Origin of the sequence: Kitasatospora sp. NPDC051705, assembly GCF_044453265.1 — a bacterium.
Classification (GTDB): Bacteria; Actinomycetota; Actinomycetes; order Streptomycetales; family Streptomycetaceae; genus Kitasatospora.
The window spans coordinates 17,816-34,196 of record NZ_JBITCO010000008.1 but is presented as its reverse complement, the minus strand read 5'-3'; the positions used below and the strand labels follow the sequence as shown (position 1 = coordinate 34,196).

15 protein-coding genes are annotated in these 16,381 nt (G+C 74.4%); 5 read left to right on the top strand and 10 right to left on the bottom strand.

The features are described 5' to 3' along the window. Positions 1 to 169 precede the first annotated feature (169 nt). Complete coding sequence (locus ACIA8Q_RS13020) at positions 170 to 880, bottom strand: prepilin peptidase (protein WP_396317182.1); 711 nt, start codon at positions 878 to 880, stop codon at positions 170 to 172. A 96-nt stretch (positions 881 to 976) separates the two neighbouring features. Between ACIA8Q_RS13020 and ACIA8Q_RS13015 the strand changes: the two genes are divergently transcribed. Together ACIA8Q_RS13015 and ACIA8Q_RS13010 are read left to right on the top strand one after the other, a co-directional pair. Then, positions 977 to 1,690 carry a hypothetical protein gene (locus tag ACIA8Q_RS13015; RefSeq protein ID WP_360210908.1) on the top strand — a complete coding sequence of 238 codons (714 nt, stop codon included), beginning with the start codon at positions 977 to 979 and terminating at the stop codon, positions 1,688 to 1,690. A 99-nt stretch (positions 1,691 to 1,789) separates the two neighbouring features. Next, positions 1,790 to 3,004 (top strand): pyridoxal phosphate-dependent aminotransferase, encoded by a 1,215-nt coding sequence (locus ACIA8Q_RS13010; protein ID WP_360210910.1) that lies wholly within the window; start codon positions 1,790 to 1,792, stop codon positions 3,002 to 3,004. 223 nt (positions 3,005 to 3,227) lie between these two features. Here ACIA8Q_RS13010 and ACIA8Q_RS13005 read toward each other — a convergent pair whose 3' ends face one another. Further along, entirely contained in the window at positions 3,228 to 5,054 is a 1,827-nt protein-coding gene (locus ACIA8Q_RS13005; RefSeq protein WP_396317181.1) for a phosphoenolpyruvate carboxykinase (GTP), read from the bottom strand. A 276-nt stretch (positions 5,055 to 5,330) separates the two neighbouring features. On the opposite strand from ACIA8Q_RS13005, the gene ACIA8Q_RS13000 reads away from it, so the two are divergent. After that, positions 5,331 to 6,020, top strand: a complete 690-nt coding sequence (locus ACIA8Q_RS13000; protein WP_387904493.1) for a hemolysin III family protein — start codon at positions 5,331 to 5,333, stop codon at positions 6,018 to 6,020. Here ACIA8Q_RS13000 and ACIA8Q_RS12995 read toward each other — a convergent pair. The 3 genes from ACIA8Q_RS12995 to ACIA8Q_RS12985 form a co-directional block, all read right to left on the bottom strand. Continuing rightward, a complete protein-coding gene (locus tag ACIA8Q_RS12995) occupies positions 5,991 to 6,566 on the bottom strand; it encodes a hypothetical protein (RefSeq protein ID WP_360210916.1) in 576 nt (191 codons plus the stop codon). The two genes, ACIA8Q_RS13000 and ACIA8Q_RS12995, sit on opposite strands and share 30 nt — an antisense overlap. 312 nt (positions 6,567 to 6,878) lie before the next feature. Continuing rightward, positions 6,879 to 7,727: a hypothetical protein gene (locus ACIA8Q_RS12990; protein ID WP_387904495.1), complete on the bottom strand. Its 849-nt coding sequence runs from the start codon at positions 7,725 to 7,727 to the stop codon at positions 6,879 to 6,881. A 9-nt stretch (positions 7,728 to 7,736) separates the two neighbouring features. After that, positions 7,737 to 8,396 carry a papain-like cysteine protease family protein gene (locus tag ACIA8Q_RS12985; RefSeq protein WP_396317180.1) on the bottom strand — a complete coding sequence of 220 codons (660 nt, stop codon included), beginning with the start codon at positions 8,394 to 8,396 and terminating at the stop codon, positions 7,737 to 7,739. 262 nt (positions 8,397 to 8,658) lie between these two features. On the opposite strand from ACIA8Q_RS12985, the gene ACIA8Q_RS12980 reads away from it, so the two are divergent. Beyond that, positions 8,659 to 9,591 carry a hypothetical protein gene (locus ACIA8Q_RS12980; RefSeq protein ID WP_360210974.1) on the top strand — a complete coding sequence of 311 codons (933 nt, stop codon included), beginning with the start codon at positions 8,659 to 8,661 and terminating at the stop codon, positions 9,589 to 9,591. Between the two features lie 132 nt (positions 9,592 to 9,723). Here the strand turns inward: ACIA8Q_RS12980 and ACIA8Q_RS12975 are convergent, their stop codons facing one another. Then, positions 9,724 to 11,394 (bottom strand): alpha/beta hydrolase, encoded by a 1,671-nt coding sequence (locus tag ACIA8Q_RS12975; RefSeq protein ID WP_396317179.1) that lies wholly within the window; start codon positions 11,392 to 11,394, stop codon positions 9,724 to 9,726. A gap of 90 nt (positions 11,395 to 11,484) precedes the next feature. Here ACIA8Q_RS12975 and ACIA8Q_RS12970 point away from each other — a divergent pair, with 90 nt between their 5' ends. Beyond that, positions 11,485 to 11,841 carry a hypothetical protein gene (locus tag ACIA8Q_RS12970; protein ID WP_396317178.1) on the top strand — a complete coding sequence of 119 codons (357 nt, stop codon included), beginning with the start codon at positions 11,485 to 11,487 and terminating at the stop codon, positions 11,839 to 11,841. A 13-nt stretch (positions 11,842 to 11,854) separates the two neighbouring features. Here the strand turns inward: ACIA8Q_RS12970 and ACIA8Q_RS12965 are convergent, their stop codons facing one another. The 4 genes from ACIA8Q_RS12965 to mca all read right to left on the bottom strand — a co-directional run bounded on the left by ACIA8Q_RS12965 (position 11,855) and on the right by mca (position 16,124). Then, the gene (locus tag ACIA8Q_RS12965) at positions 11,855 to 12,724 is read right to left on the bottom strand and encodes a GNAT family N-acetyltransferase (RefSeq protein ID WP_396317177.1); all 870 of its coding nucleotides are present in this window, start codon (positions 12,722 to 12,724) and stop codon (positions 11,855 to 11,857) included. Between the two features lie 88 nt (positions 12,725 to 12,812). Further along, positions 12,813 to 14,861, bottom strand: a complete 2,049-nt coding sequence (locus ACIA8Q_RS12960) for a thioredoxin domain-containing protein (RefSeq protein WP_387904508.1) — start codon at positions 14,859 to 14,861, stop codon at positions 12,813 to 12,815. Between the two features lie 116 nt (positions 14,862 to 14,977). Further along, positions 14,978 to 15,169 carry a hypothetical protein gene (locus ACIA8Q_RS12955; RefSeq protein ID WP_360210928.1) on the bottom strand — a complete coding sequence of 64 codons (192 nt, stop codon included), beginning with the start codon at positions 15,167 to 15,169 and terminating at the stop codon, positions 14,978 to 14,980. Positions 15,170 to 15,218: 49 nt separating this feature from the next. Then, complete coding sequence (mca, locus tag ACIA8Q_RS12950) at positions 15,219 to 16,124, bottom strand: mycothiol conjugate amidase Mca (protein ID WP_360210930.1); 906 nt, start codon at positions 16,122 to 16,124, stop codon at positions 15,219 to 15,221. Positions 16,125 to 16,381: the final 257 nt, after the last annotated feature.

The window sequence follows — 16,381 nt, the reverse complement described above, 5'->3', positions numbered from 1 at the left end:
GGGCCTGTCGCCCCACCCCGTCGTCCGCCCGGGGCGGACCGGGGGGCACCCGGTGGACGGGGCACCGGGGACAGGCCCGCGGCGCGCCGCTCCTCGAGGGTGGAGCCCGCGCGCCGGCGGCGGGGCCCGCCGTACCCACGCGGTACGGCGGGCCCCGCCGTGTCCGTCGCTACCCGGCCAGCACCGCCAGCAGCGCGCCGAGCAGCAGGAACGGCCCCACCGGAACGTCGAGTCCGCGCACCGGCCGGCGGCGCGCCAGCTCCACCGCGGCCCGCAGGCTCGCCCAGAGCCCGGCCAGCACCACCGCGGCCAGCAGTCCGCCGGCCGCCGCACGCCACCCGAACCAGCCGAGCAACCCGCCCAGGGCGAACCCCAACGGGGAGTCACCCGGGCCCAGGGCGCCCAGCCAGACGGCCAGTTCGAGCAGCGCACCGACCGTGCAAGCCGCCAGCAGGCAGCGCAGCAGCACCCCGGGGCGCCCCTCCGTCAGCGCCGCCACCGCCAGCAGCACCGCCACCCCGCCGGCCAGCGGCAGGGTCAGCGGGTACGGCAGCCGGCGCACCCGCGCGTCGACGAACCCCAGCACCACGCCCAGCACCGCCGTCCAGCCCAGCACCGCGGCCGACGGCCCGTCCGCCGCGCGCGCCACCGCGACGGCGACGGCCGCCACCACCAGCTCCACCGACCAGGGGCCCGCGCCCAGCCGGCCCCGGCAGCCCGGGCAGCGCCCGCCCGGCGGCAGCAGGCGCACCTCCCGCCCGCACAACGGACAGGCAGCGCACCAGGGTTCACCTTCGGGAACGGCGAACCGGGCGACCAGGCCGCGCACCAGCGGAGCCACCAGAAAACCGGCCAGTACCGCGCCGGCTGCGGCTAGCATCACCGGCGCACCCCCTCTCGATCGCGCCCGCACGGCGTGCGGCGCCCGGCGACGGGGCGGGACGCACGGACCACATCATCCAACGGGGGAACGACCGTGAAGAAGACCCGATCCACCCGCGCGCTCGCGGCCGGCCTGCCGGCGGCGGCACTCGTCCTGGCGGTGTCGGCCTGCGGGCCGGACAACGCCGACCCGGTGGCCGACCCGACCGCGCCGGTCGCCGTGACCACCGCGCCCGCCGCCACCGCCCCCTCCTCGGCCCCGGCCGCTCCCCCGCCGGCGGCCTCCTCACCCGCGGCCTCCGCCCCGCCCGGCGGGGGCGGCCCGCAGCCGGCCGCGACCGCCGGCGGCGGCAACGTCACCCAGGTGAGCTACGACCGCCCGCTGCCGCTCGGCGCCACCGGCCGCTACGTCGGCAAGAGCTCGGTGGTGGACGCCTCGGCCGTCTCGGTCGTGAAGGGCACCGCCGCCGAGATCGCCCCGTTCCGCCTCCCCGCGGCGAGCACCGACGGCAAGACCCCCTATTACGTCACCGTCACCTTCACCAACCGCACCGGCGCCCCGCTGGGCGAGGACGCCTACATGATGCGGGTCTGGGTGAAGCCCCGGGACCACTCGGCGGGCGCGCTGCCGGCCGCGACCCTGCAGAAGGCGATCCCGCAGTGCGACACCCGGTCGCTGGTCCCACTCGCCGACGGGCAGTCCGTGAAGCTGTGTGCCGTCTATCTCGTTCCGAACGAGACCCCGCCCAGCTTCCTCACGTACGGGAACATCCTGGACACCGCGCCCCTGGTTTGGAAGGTCGGCTGACACCCCGGCCTGCCGATCCAAGGGGGCCGTTCGAGCGGGCTCGGCGCGTGTCCCCGGACGCGCGCCGAGGTGCCGCAGGTGCCCCTAAAGTAGGCAGGCATGCAGGTCATCCAGTCCAGCAAGCTCGCCAATGTCTGCTACGACATCCGCGGCCCGGTGCTCGACGAGGCGATGCGGCTGGAGGAACAGGGCCACCGCATCCTCAAGCTCAACACCGGGAACCCCGCCACCTTCGGCTTCGAGGCACCGCCGGAGATCCTCCAGGACATCCTGCGCAACCTCGCGTCCGCGCACGGGTACGGCGACTCCAAGGGCCTGCTCTCCGCGCGCCGCGCGGTGGTCATGCACTACGAGGAGCGCGGCCTGCACGGGCTGAGCGTCGAGGACGTCTTCCTCGGCAACGGCGTCTCGGAGCTGATCCAGCTCGCCATGACCGCGCTGCTGGACGACGGCGACGAGGTGCTCGTCCCGGCCCCGGACTACCCGCTCTGGACGGCGTCGGTCTCGCTGGCCGGCGGCACCGCGGTGCACTACCGCTGCGACGAGCAGTCCGAGTGGTACCCGGACCTCGCCGACATCGAGGCCAAGGTCACCGACCGGACCCGGGCCATCGTGGTGATCAACCCGAACAACCCGACCGGCGCGGTCTACCCGCGCGAGGTGCTGGAGGGCATCGCCGAGATCGCCCGCCGGCACCAGCTGGTGGTCTACGCCGACGAGATCTACGACAAGATCCTCTACGACGACGCCGAGCACGTCCCGCTGGCCACCCTCGCGCCCGACCTCTTCTGCGTCACCTTCAACGGCCTGTCCAAGGCGTACCGGGTCGCGGGCTTCCGCTCCGGCTGGATGGTGCTCTCCGGCGACCGGCAGCGGGCCCGCAGCTACGTCGAGGGCCTGACCGTGCTCGCCTCGATGCGGCTGTGCGCCAACATGCCCGCCCAGCACGCGGTGGCCGCCGCGCTCGGCGGCCGGCAGTCGATCCGCGACCTGGTGCTGCCCGGCGGGCGGCTGCTGGCCTCGCGGGACGCGGCCTACCGGCTGCTCAACGAGATCCCGGGGGTCAGCTGCGTCAAGCCCAAGGGCGCGCTGTACGCGTTCCCCCGGCTGGACCCCAAGGTCTACAAGATCAAGGACGACGCGCAGATGGTGCTGGACCTGCTGCGCTCCCAGCGCATCCTGCTGGTCCAGGGCACCGGCTTCAACTGGCCCGAACCGGACCACTTCCGGCTGGTCACCCTGCCGCGGGCGGAGGAGATCACCGACGCGGTGACCAGGATCGGCGACTTCCTGAGCGGCTACACCCAGCCCTGAGGGACCCGCCTCGGAGGACGCCCCTCGAAAGGACGCCCCTCGAGAGGACCCCGCCCGCGGGGCGCCCCTCGGGCGCCCCGGAAAAGCACTACGGCCGGAGTTCCGGCCCGGACGGTCTCCTTGGTCGGGGAAAGACCGTCCGGCGGAACTCCGGCCGTCCTGTCGCTCGGCGGGTGCGCGGTTCGTGCCGCGCCCCCGCCTCTCGCTCGGCTGAGGCTCAGGCTCAGCCGAGGCGCGCGACCAGGCTCCGGTACTCGTCCCACAGCTCCTTCGGGGTGTGCTCGCCGAACAGCTCCAGGTGGGCCGGCACGAGTGCGGCCTCCTGGCGCCAGATGTCGGCGTCCACGGTGAAGAGCAGGTCGAGGTCCTCCTTCGAGAGGTCCAGGCCGCCGAGGTCGAAGCCCTCGACGGTCGGCAGCACGCCGATCGGGGTCTCGACGCCGTCGCCGGTCCCCTCCAGGCGCTCGACGATCCACTTCAGCACGCGGCTGTTCTCGCCGTAGCCGGGCCAGACGAACGAGCCCTCGGCGTTCTTGCGGAACCAGTTGACGTAGTAGATCTTCGGCAGCTTGGCGGCGTCCGCCTGGGCGCCGACCTTCAGCCAGTGGGCGAAGTAGTCGCCCATGTTGTAGCCGCAGAACGGCAGCATCGCGAACGGGTCGCGGCGCAGCTCGCCCACGGTGCCCTCGGCGGCGGCGGTCTTCTCGGAGGCGATGTTGGCGCCGAGGAAGACGCCGTGCTGCCAGTCGAAGGACTCCGTCACCAGCGGGACGGCGGTGGCGCGGCGGCCGCCGAACAGGATCGCCGAGATCGGCACGCCCGCCTGGTCCTCCCACTCGGGGGCGATGGTCGGGCACTGCGCGGCCGGGACGGCGAAGCGGGCGTTCGGGTGGGCGGCCGGGGTGCCGGACTCCGGCGTCCAGTCGTTGCCGCGCCAGTCGGTGAGGTGCGCCGGGGGCTCCTCGGTCAGGCCCTCCCACCACACGTCGCCGTCGTCGGTGAGGGCGACGTTGGTGAAGACCGTGTTGCCCCAGAGGGTTTCGATGGCGTTGGCGTTGGTGTCCACGCCGGTGCCGGGGGCGACGCCGAAGAAGCCGGCCTCGGGGTTGATGGCGTAGAGCCGGCCGTCGGCGCCGAAGCGCATCCAGGCGATGTCGTCGCCGATCGTCTCGACCTTCCAGCCCGGGACGGTCGGCTGGAGCATCGCCAGGTTGGTCTTGCCGCAGGCCGACGGGAAGGCGGCCGCGACGTACTTGACCTCGCCCGACGGCGGGGTCAGCTTGAGGATCAGCATGTGCTCGGCCAGCCAGCCCTCGTCGCGGGCCATGGTCGAGGCGATGCGCAGCGCGTAGCACTTCTTGCCGAGCAGGGCGTTGCCGCCGTAGCCCGAGCCGAAGGACCAGATCTCGCGGCTCTCCGGGAAGTGCGAGATGTACTTGGTGCTGTTGCACGGCCACGGCACGTCCGCCTGGCCCTCGGCCAGCGGGGCGCCGACGGTGTGCACGGCCTTGACGAAGTCGCCGTCCTCGCCGAGCTGGTCCAGCACGGCCTTGCCCATGCGGGTCATCACGCGCATCGACACGGCGACGTAGGCGGAGTCGGTGATCTCGACGCCGTAGGCGGCCAGCGGGGAGCCGACCGGGCCCATCGAGAAGGGCACGACGTACATCGTGCGGCCCTTCATCGAACCGCGGAACAGGCCGTTCTCGCCCTGGAAGACCTCCCGCATCTCGGCGGGGGCCTTCCAGTTGTTGGTCGGGCCGGCGTCCTTCTCCTGCTCGGAGCAGATGTAGGTGCGGTCCTCGACGCGCGCCACGTCCGTCGGGTCCGAGGCGGCGTAGTAGGAGTTGGGGCGCTTCTCCTCGTTGAGCTTCTTGAAGGTGCCCTGAGCCACCAGCAGGTCCGCGAGGCGCTGGTACTCCTCGTCGGAGCCGTCGCACCACTCGACGCGGTCCGGCTGGGTGAGCTCGGCGATCTCGCTCACCCACGCCAGCAGGCGCTGGTGACGGGTGGGCGCGGAGGCGCTGAGAGCAGAGATCTCGTACGACACGATCGCTCCGTTTCACGCCATCTCGGCGAGGAGATGGCGTAGCGGGGGTCTGAGGGTGCTTGCAGCGTAGCTCCGGCCTCGGGGCCGAATCACGGCACGAAGGCGAAATTGACGCATCTTTTACTACAGTAAGTATGATTACCAGCCAGTAACGAGCCACCCGCGCCGCGCCCCGGGCGCCTCCACCCCCTCTCCGAATGCTCCAAAACGTCCAAGAGTGACGATCGCCACTTCACTACGAGCCAGTAACCTACGGCCCCGTAGGTAGCGGGTAGCATGCAGCGCATGACTGCTGAGCTCCTCGGGAGCACGGAGAGTGAGAGCACCGAGCACAAGCCGAAGTGGCGCGGCTGGCTGCACGCCGGCATGTTCCCCGCCACCGTGGCCGCCGGGATCGTGCTGATCTGCCTGGCCGAATCCACGCCGGCCCGGATCGCCTGCACCGTCTACTCGGTCAGCGCCTGGCTGCTGTTCGGGGTGAGCGCGGTCTACCACCGCTTCGACTGGGGGCCGCGCGGCGACGCCGTGCTACGCCGGCTCGACCACGCGAACATCTTCCTGATCATCGCGGGCACCTACACGCCGTTCACGATGCTGCTGCTCAAGGGCGCCGCCCAGCAGCTGCTGCTCTGGGCGGTCTGGGGCGGCGCACTGGCCGGGATAGCGTTCCGGGTGTTCTGGGTCGGCGCGCCGCGCTGGCTGTACACCCCCGTGTACATCGCGCTCGGCTGGGCCGCCGCCTTCTTCCTGCCCGACTTCCTGCGGGCCGGCGGAGTCGCCGTCCTGGTGCTGATGATCGTCGGCGGGGTGCTCTACAGCATCGGCGGCGTGGTGTACGGGCTCAAGCGGCCCAACCCCTCACCCCGCTGGTTCGGCTTCCACGAGGTGTTCCACGCCTTCACCCTGGGCGCGTTCATCGTGCAGTACGTCGGGGTCTCACTGGTGGCGTACAGCGCGGCCGGCTGAACCCGGCGCACCACGGCGGGCGGCCGCCCGGTCCACGGACCGGGTGACCGCCCGTTCCGCCGTCCACGGGCGCTCGTACGGCGCCCGGCCCTGCGGGCGGCGCGGGTACGGCGGGCGGTCGACCAGGCCGGCCTCGGGACCGGCCCCCGGGTGCGGCTCGACGTCCGGGCCGGGGACGGGCGCGGGGCCGGACCACGAGGCCGGGCCCGCCTGCGCCTGCGAGCGCGGAGCCACCACCGGCCGGGCGGCACCGCCGCGCGCCTGCCGGGCGTCCAGCGCCTCGCGGGCCCGGCGGCAGCGCTCGCAGTGCGCGGCGTCCGGGCTGGCGGCGGAGGACCGGTGTCCGCGCGGGGCGGGTTCCCGGTGCATCGCACGCCACCTGCGACCGACGTGCACCATCACCAGCAGCACCTCGACCCCGGCGACCGCCAGGACCAGCGCCGCCCCGTTGATCAGGTAGGCCGCGACCACGGCGAGCGCGGACGCCACCACCACCACCGCGCCCCACACCTGGGCACTCGACTGCCTGTCATCCCTGTCGGCCACTGCGGCTCCCCTTTCCCGGCGCCGGGCTCGTGGTCGGCTCCTGCCGCCCCACCCCTTCCCCGCTCTCGGCACACGTCGGCCCGCACTGACCGACCGCCACATCGTATCTACCGTCCGTCACCCGGAACCGCCCCCGGGCGGCGAACGACAGATCAACGTTGCGTCAATTCCTCGTGCGGAAGCTGCACTTCCAGGACACATCACGGAGCGCACCCGGCCGGTCACCCGGCCGCCGTCACCCTCCGGACACGACGACGGGGCCCGGCCGTGTCGGCCGGACCCCGCCCGTCCCGCGTGCGGCGCATCCAGGGGCTAAGCCCGGACGCCCGCCCTCCGCCGCCGCAGGGCCGCGCCCGCACCCGCGAGCGCGGTGGCGCCCAGGGCCGCGGCCGCCGTCACCGCCGGCAGCGCCGAACCGCCGCCCGCCGCCCGTTCCGGACCGGCCGCCAGCGGGTAGCCGCCGCCCTCACCCGCCCGGTCGTACGCCGAGCCGGGCAGCTTGTCCCCGTACCGCTGGTGCACCAGCTGCTGGTACGCGGCCAGCGACACCCCGCCCGCGCCCACCGAGCGCCGCGCCTCGTCGTCCAGCGGCAGCACCCGGCCGTCGCGCAGCACGTACCAGGCGTTGACCTGCGGCTCGCGGAACGCGGTGCCGCCGCCACCGCTCGCCGCCTTCGCCGCGTAGTCGCCCTCGTCACCGCCGGACGCGATGTTGACGACCCTCCAGGCACCGCCCTGCCGGACCGTCCACACCGAGGCCGTCTGCCCGTCCGCCGCGACCACCGTGCTCGCGGTGAACTCGGCCTTCGCCACCGGCACGCCCGCGGCGCCCGCCACGAAGGCCGCGTCCAGGGTGTAGACCGGCACGGTGTCGCCGGTCAGCCGCGGCGCGGCCGCGCCGGCCGCCCGGGCCTCCTCCGCCGCGCCGAGGGTGAGCTGCCCGGTCGGCGGGACGCCCCTGCGGGCGAAGAAGTGGCCCACCCGGTCCAGGACCGCCCGGTCCTGGACCGCGCTGCGGGCCCCGGCCAGGTCGGCCGCGGACAGCGGCGCCGGGGCGCCGGCCGGGGAGCCCGCGTGCGCGGCCGGCGCGAGCACCAGCCCGAGACCGGCGGCGAGCAGGGCGGTGACGGCGGCCCGACGGGCCCTTCCGAGGTCAGTCATGGTCGCCCCTCACGCGCCGATCCGGTACAGGGAGTGGGTCCACGAGAACGTGTCGTTGTTCACGTAGTACCAGTAGTCCGCCCAGTTGTAGCGGTAGTTGGACGGCCACGGGTCGCCCCAGTACACCCAGTTGTTGCCGGTGTCGTAGCCGTAGACGACGTGCATGTGACCGCCGCCGGAGCTCCACTGGATGCGCGTCTCGATCGGCCGGTCGGCGTCCACCTCGGCCTGCACCGTGCCGTAGCGCAGGTACCCGGTGACGTACGAACCCGGGTTGACGCCGATCCGGCTCAGGCCGTTCTGCACGTCGCCCAGGGTGGCCTGGCTGTTGGGGCAGCCGGAGTTGGCCGAGCGGCCGAACGCGGCGTTGCAGAACTGGTTCTGGCTGTAGGAGTAGCCGAACCAGGTGGCGATGGTGTTCCCGCTCGCCGCCCAGCACCAGTTGGTCTGCTGCTGTTGCTGCATGATGATGTTGAGCTTCTTGTAGGTGCCGGCCAGATCGGCCGTGCTGCCGGGTGCGGCGGCCTGCCGGACCCGGGCCGCGGCCCGGTCGGCGGTGGGGGTCGCGGCGGCCGTGGGGGTGGTCGCCGCGACGGTCAGCGCCGGGCCCAGCACGCCGAGGGCGAGCAGTGAGACCGCACGGCGCAGCCGTATGCGTGGAACTGGCATGGGGGAGGTGCCTCCTTGCACGAGCGAAGCGAAGTGCTGTGTGGGGGCGCGGTCCGGATCGCGCCATGAGCATCGCGCCGTGGCCGGATCCGGTCAACGGCCTCCGAGGCCACCCGAGTTCGGGTGTGAACGGGCGGTCCCCGGTGTGAACGCCACCCCGGAAACCCCCGCGCGACGAGCCGGAACCGGTGACAAACCCCCGACCGGATGTGAATATTCACGGTCAAACACGGTCTGCCCACCCCCACACCAGGAGGCCGTCATCCACCGCACCGACCAGGCCGACCTCGCAGCCGCCCTGCGCACCGGCCCCTTCCACCTCGCCCTGCGCACCGCCATCGCCACCCGCGGCCTCGCCCTCCACCGCATCCGCCGCCACCTCGCCCTGCGCGGCGTCCACGTCGGCCTCACCAGCCTCAGCTACTGGCAACAGGGCCGGCGCCGCCCCGAACGCCCCGAATCGCTCCGCGCCGTCGCCGCCCTCGAAGAGGTCCTCGACCTCCCCGACCGCTCCCTCACCCGGCTGCTCGGCCCCCGCCGCGCCGCCGACACCACCCCGGCCGGACCGCCCGTCCGCCCCTACCGCGACCTCATCTCCCCCGCCACCGCCGTCGACGACCTGCTCGCCACCATCGCCGGCCCCCGCGACACCGGCCTGCACACCATCACCCACATCGAACGCGTCCGCCTCGGCCCCGACCGCCAGATCACCCGCCGCGACTCCCAACACGCCCTGCGCGCCCACCGCGACGGCACCGACCGCTACCTCGCCCTCTACCAGGGCGACCCGGGCTGCGACATCACCGGCGTCGGCGTCCGCGCCGAGGAGAACTGCCGCCCCGGCCGAATCCGCCACGACCGCGCCCACCACCTGCTCGTCGCCGAACTCCTCCTCGACCGCCGGCTGCGCGCCGGCGACACCCACCTCCTCGGCTACGGCTTCGACGACGCCCCCTCCCCCGACCCCAGCTGCGAGTACGTCCGCGGCTTCAACTCCGGCGCCGGCCAGTACGTCCTGCAGGTCACCTTCCACCCCGCGGCCCTCCCCGTCCGCTGCCACCGCTTCGCCCTGCACTCCCCCGGAGGAACGCCCTACGAGACCGAGGAACTCACCCTCGACGGACACCACTGCGTTCACCTGGTCGCGACGGCGCTGCGGCCGTGCATCCTCGGGATCCGGTGGGACTGGGCGTGACGGCGCCGACCGGTGCGGCCCGTACGGCCGCCGCCGCGCCCGGGGCGCCCGGGCGCCCGCCATCCAGGCGCCCGCCATCCAGGCGTCCGCCGCCCCGGCTCCGCCGCCCGCCCGGTCGTCAGCACCCGGTCGTCAGCGCCCGCCCGTCAGACGGACGTCGCCGCTGCCCGTGACGATGGCCGCGACGTTGCCCAGCGAGGGCCCGCCCCGGCCGGTCAGGTACTTGGTGTGGGCGTCGACGGGGTTCCCCCGGCTCCAGTCGTCGACGGTGAAGCGGTTCGCGCCGAAGTGCCTGCTGGCCGGATCCCGCCCGAACCAGCGTTCGTCCGGATCGATGCTCAGCCTGGACGGGGTGTGCGTCACCACGTCGTTGTCGGCCGCACCGACCCAGACCCGGCCCGGGGGCAGCCCCAGGTCGGAGGCCCGGTCCGCGCCGACGCCCGGACTGCCGAGGAGGACCACGTCGTCGGGGGGCGAGTCCGGCGACCCCGGCTTGGCCGCCAGCCCGGCCGCCCGGCCCACCAGGTACGAGCCGTAGCTGTGCCCGACCGCGGTCACGTGCGGCGGGCGGACCCCCTCGTTGCTCGCCCGCAGCCCGCTCAGGAACCTCGCGTACGCCGGGGCGCCGTCCTTGCCCGCCCTGGTGGAGGCGGCCCCGAAGTCGGCTCCCGGCGGGTCGTAGCCGAGCCAGACGATCGAGGCGACCGCGCGCCCCGCCGGGGCCCTGGCGCCGGCGGCGCGGTAGAGGCTCAGCGCGTTCTCCGCCTCGTTGGTGCCGTCGTGCACGTTTCCCGCCGTGCCCAGGCTCTCGGTGGTGGTGGTGATCCCCGGCACGTAGACGGCGATGTCGGTGGCGGTGTCCGGATTCCCGTAGGAGAGGATCGCCCGCCCCCGGCCCGCTTCGCCGAGGCCGAGCAGATAGAGCGGCGGCTCGCCCCGGCCCGTTCCGAGCCGGTCGGCGACGGGCCCGTAACGGGCGAGGGCCGCCCGGTCGCCGGGGGTCGGCGGCAGGCCCGCCGCCGCCCTGTCCCGGGCGGCCCTCAGGAGGGCCTCCAGCCGCGCCCGGTTCACCTGGTCCCGCACCTGCGCGGGGACGCCGTCGAGGTTGCCGAGCTCCTCCGGGTGGTGGTCGAGGAACCACTGCCGCCCCTGCGGGCCGAGGCCCTGCCACCAGGCGCGGACCTCCGTCGGCGTCGCGCCCCCGGCTGGCATGTTCCGCCTCCAGAGCGGGTCGGCACGCTCCTCCCGGAGGACGTCCGCGGCGGCCGTCCGCCCGTCCAGACCGGACGCGTCGTTCGCCTGGCGCGCGAACCGGTCGAGCTCCGCGGCCAGGCCCTCGTCGGCCCTGGTCGCCGCGGACAGCGCCGAGCCGATCCGCCGGGCGATGTCCTCGGCGGCGGCCTTCTGCCGGGCTTCCCAGCCGACGGCCCGGAAGGGGTTGTCCGACGCGGGCCGGCTCACCGCGCCCGCGCCGTCGACCGCGAAGCCCTCGGCCCGGGCGTCCGCGAGCGCCTGGTGGAGCGTGCCCTGGGCGAGGGCCAGGGAGTCGGCGCAGGCGCGCAGTTCCCGGCCGATGCAGCCGAGTTCGGTCATCGCCGCGTCCAGCTTGCCGGTGACACCGTCCAGGACGGTCGCCGCGGCGGTGGCCGCCGGGCCGCTCCACCCGGACCCGCGGACCCGATCGGCGGTGCCGCCCCTCCAGTCGGCGACGTGCCGGGCGTACGCCCTGCAGAGCTCGTCGTACGCGTCCGCCGCGGTGTGGAGGTCCGCCAGGCCGGCGTCCCTCAGGCCCGCGAGGTCCATCCCCCATCCCCTTTATCGACACTACGTGCCCGCTCGGGTACACACGGCTACCATAGCGCCCGCGACCGACACCGCCGGCAAGGGGACGCGATGGCACCACACCCGGGATTCACCGTCAGGCCGGGCGAGTTGACCGCGGCCGGGCACAACGCGCTGACCGTCGCCGACAAGGTGCCGGAGGAGACGGCGAAGCTGGCGGAGCCCGGCGCGAGGGCGGCCGGGAGCCTGCCCGGCTGGCGGACGGGAGCGGCGCTGCAGGGGTGCGGCGCCGCCTGGACGGCCCTGCTGGACGGCCTCGCCGGCGACATGCGGGCGGCCGGCGCCAACCTGCTCACCTGCGCACGGGCCTACCGGGACTCCGACCACCTGCCCGCGCCCGGGGCGACCGGCGCCGCCGACCCCTTCGGCACGAAGCTCGCCGACGGGCACCCGACCGACGGCGCGTGACGGGCGTTCCCAGCTAGGTGTTCTGACCCGCGAAGTCCACGCTCAGGCAGTCCTCCACCGCCCGGTAACCGATCTGCTGGTAAATGGAGTTGCTGGTCGGATTGGCCAGGTCGGTGTACAGCAGCACCTCGGCGGCGCCCAGGGCGAGGGCGTGGGCGGAGGCGGCGGCGGTGACGGCGCTGGCGTAGCCGCGTCCGCGCCGGTCGACGGGGGTGTAGACGGGCCCGATCCGGGACATCCCGGCGATCACCGGGCTGCTGCCGGCCAGGGCGACCGGGCTGCCGTCGTCCTCCCACAGGTGCAGTCCGCCGGCGGCGATCCGGTCGTCGACCGCCTGGGGGACGTCGGGCAGCAACACGCCGGCCTCGGCCAGGAACTCGTCGTACCAGCGGATCGCCAGCTCGCGGTCGGCCGGTTCGGCGAGCCGGGAGCGGCCCGCGGGCGGTCGGGGCGGTCCGCTCGGCTCGACGAGCCGGTACAGCCGTTCCTCGCCGCGGACGGTGTGCCCGGCGCCGGTGGCGGCGGTCCACGCCGCGGCGAAGGCGCGGACCGCAGTCGTCGAACCGCTGACGCCCCCGAACTGGGTGACCGCCGCTCCTGCGGAGGCGAGTTCGGCGGCGAGCGACGCCGCCGCGGCCGTCGGCATCAGGGCGAGCCGGGGCTCGAACGGCGGCGTCTGGAGGAAGGCGCCCTCGACCGGTCCGCCGGTCCGGGGCCGCCACCAGCCGAAGACCGGCGGCTGCGGCCCGAACACGTCCGGGCCGCGCTCGACGAGCCGGTGCACGACCGTGAGCAGGACGGTGTTCTGGGCCGGGTAGGCGGCGAGGAAGCCGCCCGCCTGGTCGCGGAAGTCGTCGAGGGAACTGCTCAAGGTCCAGGCCATGACGCATTCTCGCCCCACCGGGCCCTGGCCCTCAAACGATTTGGCCCGCACCCGCCGTCCGCCGCCCGCACCCGGTGCGCACCCGCCGCTACGGCTCCACGACCACGCCGAGCCGCGACGCGAGCTCCGCCGGATCGGTGGTGGGCGCCTCGCAGGCGAAGTGCCGGCAGACGTACGCCGCCGGCGCCCCGCCGACCAGCGGCCGGTCCGCGAGCAGCGGGACCTCCGCCCCGTCGCCCGGCGCGCCCACCGCGACCACGGCCCCCGGCGCGGTGGCGAGGAGCGCGGCGCGGCGCAGCGCGTCCGTCGCCGGGTCGCCGGCCGCGCCGACCACGGCGATCTCGCGCGGCCCGTCGAGCAGCGCCTCGGCGACGGCGAGGCCCCAGCCGATGAAGCGGGGCGCCCGCGCGGCGAGCGCTCCGACGATGCCGAGGGCCCGTTCGGCGGCGGTCCGGTGCCGGTCGGAGCCGGTGTAGGCGGCGTAGCCGAGCAGGGCGCCGGCGGCGGCCGTCCAGCCGGAGGGGGTGGCGTTGTCGGTCGGGTCCTGGGGGCGCCGGATGAGCTCCTCGGCGTCGTCGGCGGTGTCGTAGAGCGCGCCGGACGCCTCGTCGGTGAAGTGCTTGAGGACGGTGTCGAGGAGCGCGCCGGCCAGTTCGAGCCACTCGGCCTCGCCGGTGACGGCGTACAGCGCGAGGAAGCCCTCGGCGGTGTCGGCGTAGTCCTCGAGGACGCCGGCGTTGGTGCCGGCCCGGCCGTCCCGGGAGGTGCGCAGCAGCCGGCCGTCGGGGGTGAGGTGGACGGCGAGCAGCAGGTCGGCGGCGCGTTCGGCGGCCTCGACGAGGTCGGGGCGGTCGAGCAGTGCGCCGGTCTCGGCGAGGGCGGCGATCGCCAGGCCGTTCCAGGCCGCGACGACCTTGTCGTCGCGGGCGGGTGCGGGCCGTTGGGCCCGGGCTTCGAACAGGCGGGCCCGCAGGGCCTCGTACTCGGCGAAGTCCTCGGGCTCGGACAGGAGTTGGAGGACGGATGTGCCGTGTTCGAAGGTGCCCTCGGCGGTGACGGCGAAGAGCCGGGCGGCGGTGGCCGCGTCGGCGGGTCCGAGCAGGTCGACCAACTGGCCGGGCTCCCAGACGTAGTACGCGCCCTCGACGGACTTCCCGGTCTCCTCGTCGAGGCTGTCGGCGTCCAGGGCGGAGGCGAACGCCCCTTCGGGGGTGCGCAGTTCGCGCAGCAGGAAGTCTGCGGTGGCGAGCGCGACCCGGCGGGCCCGGTCGGATCCGGTGGCCCGCCACAGGTGCAGGTAGGCGCGCAGCAGCAGGGCGTTGTCGTACAGCATCTTCTCGAAGTGCGGCACCACCCAGCCGGCGTCGACCGAGTACCGGGCGAAGCCGCCGCCGAGCTGGTCGTGGATCCCGCCGCCGGCCATCGCCTCACCGGTGCGGACGGCCATCTCCAGCGCCGCCTCGGAGCCGGTGCGGGCGTGGTGGCGCAGCAGGAACTCGATCACCATGGCCGGCGGGAACTTGGGCGCGCCGCCGAAGCCGCCGCGCCGCTCGTCGAACTCCCGGGTGAGTGCGACCAGGGCCTGGTGCAGGTCCGCGTCGGCGGGCGGGTGGTGGGCCCCGGCGGAGTAGACGGCGGCCCGCTCGGCGAGGTCGGCCCGGATCCGGCCGGCGACCTCGGCGACCTCCTGGCGCCGGTCGCGCCAGGCCGCGTCGACGCCTTCGAGCACCTGACGGAAGGACGGCATGCCGTGCCGGGGCTGCGGCGGGAAGTAGGTGCCGAAGTAGAACGGCTCCTTGTCGGGGGTGAGGAAGACCGTCATCGGCCAGCCGCCCTGCCCGGTCGCGGCCTGCACCGCCTCCATGTAGACGGCGTCGACGTCGGGCCGCTCCTCCCGGTCCACCTTGACGGCGACGAACCGCTCGTTCAGGTACTCGGCGAGCCCGGCGTCCTCGAAGCTCTCGTGCGCCATCACGTGGCACCAGTGGCAGGCCGCGTACCCGACCGACAGCAGTACCGGTACGCCGCGGCGCCGCGCCTCCTCGAAGGCCTCCACCCCCCACGGCCACCAGTCGACCGGGTTGTCGGCGTGCTGCAGCAGGTACGGCGAGGTCGCGTCCGCGAGACGGTTCGGCATGGCCCCCATCCTCGCGCATCCGGCCCCGGGCAGGCGGCAGGTCGGGCCGGTACGGGGGCGGGGCCGGCGCGGGCCGGCGGGTGCGGTGTCCACGCCCGCCGGGCGGGCGGGGCCCGCTACTCCTTGGGGGCCTCCGGCTCCTCCACGAAGTCGACCTTCTTGAACTGCCGGTTCATCGACTTGGCCAGGAACCAGGTGGCCACGCCGAGCGCGGCGAAGACGACGAAGCCGAGGAGACCGGGGGTGACCTTGGCGTCGTCGACGGCGAGGTCGGCGGCGAGGTGGACGAGGTTCACGGGGGCGCTCATATCTCTATGGTGGCCCGGCTCACGGGGAGCCGGGCCATCGGGGGGTGGTTCAGTCGCGCGCGTCGGCGACGTCGGCCGCCAGCGTGGGGGTGCGCAGGCCGGCGAACAGGTCGTCCTCCGGCAGGTCCACATCGATCAGGGTACGGGCGAGCTCGTAGTCCTCGGTGGGCCAGACCTCGCGCTGGACCTCCAGCGGGACGCGGAACCAGGGCCCGTCCGGGTCGATCTGGGTGGCGTGGGCGATCAGGGCGCGGTCGCGGGTCTCGAACCAGTCGTCGCAGCGCACCCGGGTGGTGATCTCGCGCTCCTTGCGGCCGCTCTTCTCCCAGCCCGCGATCCACTCGCCATAGGGCGAGTCGTGGCCGTGCTCGGTGAGGTACTGGTGCAGCGCGCGGATGCGGCCCATCGGGAAGCCGTGGTTGTAGTAGAGCTTCAGCGGCTGCCAGGGCTCGCCGGCCTCCGGGTAGGCGTCCGGGTCGCCGGCGGCGTCGAAGGCCCGCATGGTGATCTTGTGGGTCATGATGTGGTCGGGGTGCGGGTAACCGCCGTTCTCGTCGTAGGTCGTGATGACCTGCGGCTTGAACTCCCGGATCAGCCGGACGAGCGGCTCGGCCGCCTCGTCGACGTCCTGCAGGCCGAAGCAGCCCTCGGGCAGCGGGGGCAGCGGGTCGCCCTCGGGCAGGCCGGAGTCGACGAAGCCCAGCCAGTCCTGCCGGACGCCCAGGATCGCCCTGGCCTCGTCCATCTCCTTGCGCCGCACCTCGTGGATGTTCTCCTCGATGTACGGGTCCCCCTGCAGCTTGGGGTTGAGGACCGACCCGCGCTCGCCCCCCGTGCAGGTGACCACGAGCACGTCCACACCCTGTTCGACGTACCTGGCCATGGTGGCCGCGCCCTTGCTGGACTCGTCGTCCGGGTGGGCGTGCACCGCCATCAGTCGCAACTGCTCAGTCAACGCCTTGCGTTCCTTCCACATCGTCGGGCGTTCCGCGAAAGTCCGGACCCGCCCACCGTACGAGCGCCCGCCGTGCGGGCCGCTCACCTCGGGGCCGCGCGGCCGCCGGACCGGCCCGCGAAGCGACCCCGGCGCGACCGAGCCCCGCCCCCGCCGGACCGGCCGCGGGCGTGCCCCTCCTATAGTGACGGACTGGAGGAGCGTCGCATTCCCCCGCACCACCCGCGCGGCCCCTCCCCCAGGAGAGGACCGGGTCG

Bases quoted from the DNA above. Each gene is read 5' to 3' on its own strand.
- ACIA8Q_RS12955 (WP_360210928.1), bottom strand. From the start codon at position 15,169: ATGAGCGCCCCCGTGAACCTCGTCCACCTCGCCGCCGACCTCGCCGTC.
- ACIA8Q_RS12975 (WP_396317179.1), bottom strand. From the start codon at position 11,394: ATGGACCTCGCGGGCCTGAGGGACGCCGGCCTGGCGGACCTCCACACC.
- ACIA8Q_RS12985 (WP_396317180.1), bottom strand. From the start codon at position 8,396: ATGCCAGTTCCACGCATACGGCTGCGCCGTGCGGTCTCACTGCTCGCC.
- ACIA8Q_RS13010 (WP_360210910.1), top strand. From the start codon at position 1,790: ATGCAGGTCATCCAGTCCAGCAAGCTCGCCAATGTCTGCTACGACATC.
- ACIA8Q_RS13000 (WP_387904493.1), top strand. From the start codon at position 5,331: ATGCAGCGCATGACTGCTGAGCTCCTCGGGAGCACGGAGAGTGAGAGC.
- ACIA8Q_RS12990 (WP_387904495.1), bottom strand. From the start codon at position 7,727: ATGACTGACCTCGGAAGGGCCCGTCGGGCCGCCGTCACCGCCCTGCTC.
- ACIA8Q_RS12965 (WP_396317177.1), bottom strand. From the start codon at position 12,724: ATGGCCTGGACCTTGAGCAGTTCCCTCGACGACTTCCGCGACCAGGCG.
- ACIA8Q_RS12960 (WP_387904508.1), bottom strand. From the start codon at position 14,861: ATGCCGAACCGTCTCGCGGACGCGACCTCGCCGTACCTGCTGCAGCAC.
- ACIA8Q_RS13020 (WP_396317182.1), bottom strand. From the start codon at position 880: ATGCTAGCCGCAGCCGGCGCGGTACTGGCCGGTTTTCTGGTGGCTCCG.
- ACIA8Q_RS12970 (WP_396317178.1), top strand. From the start codon at position 11,485: ATGGCACCACACCCGGGATTCACCGTCAGGCCGGGCGAGTTGACCGCG.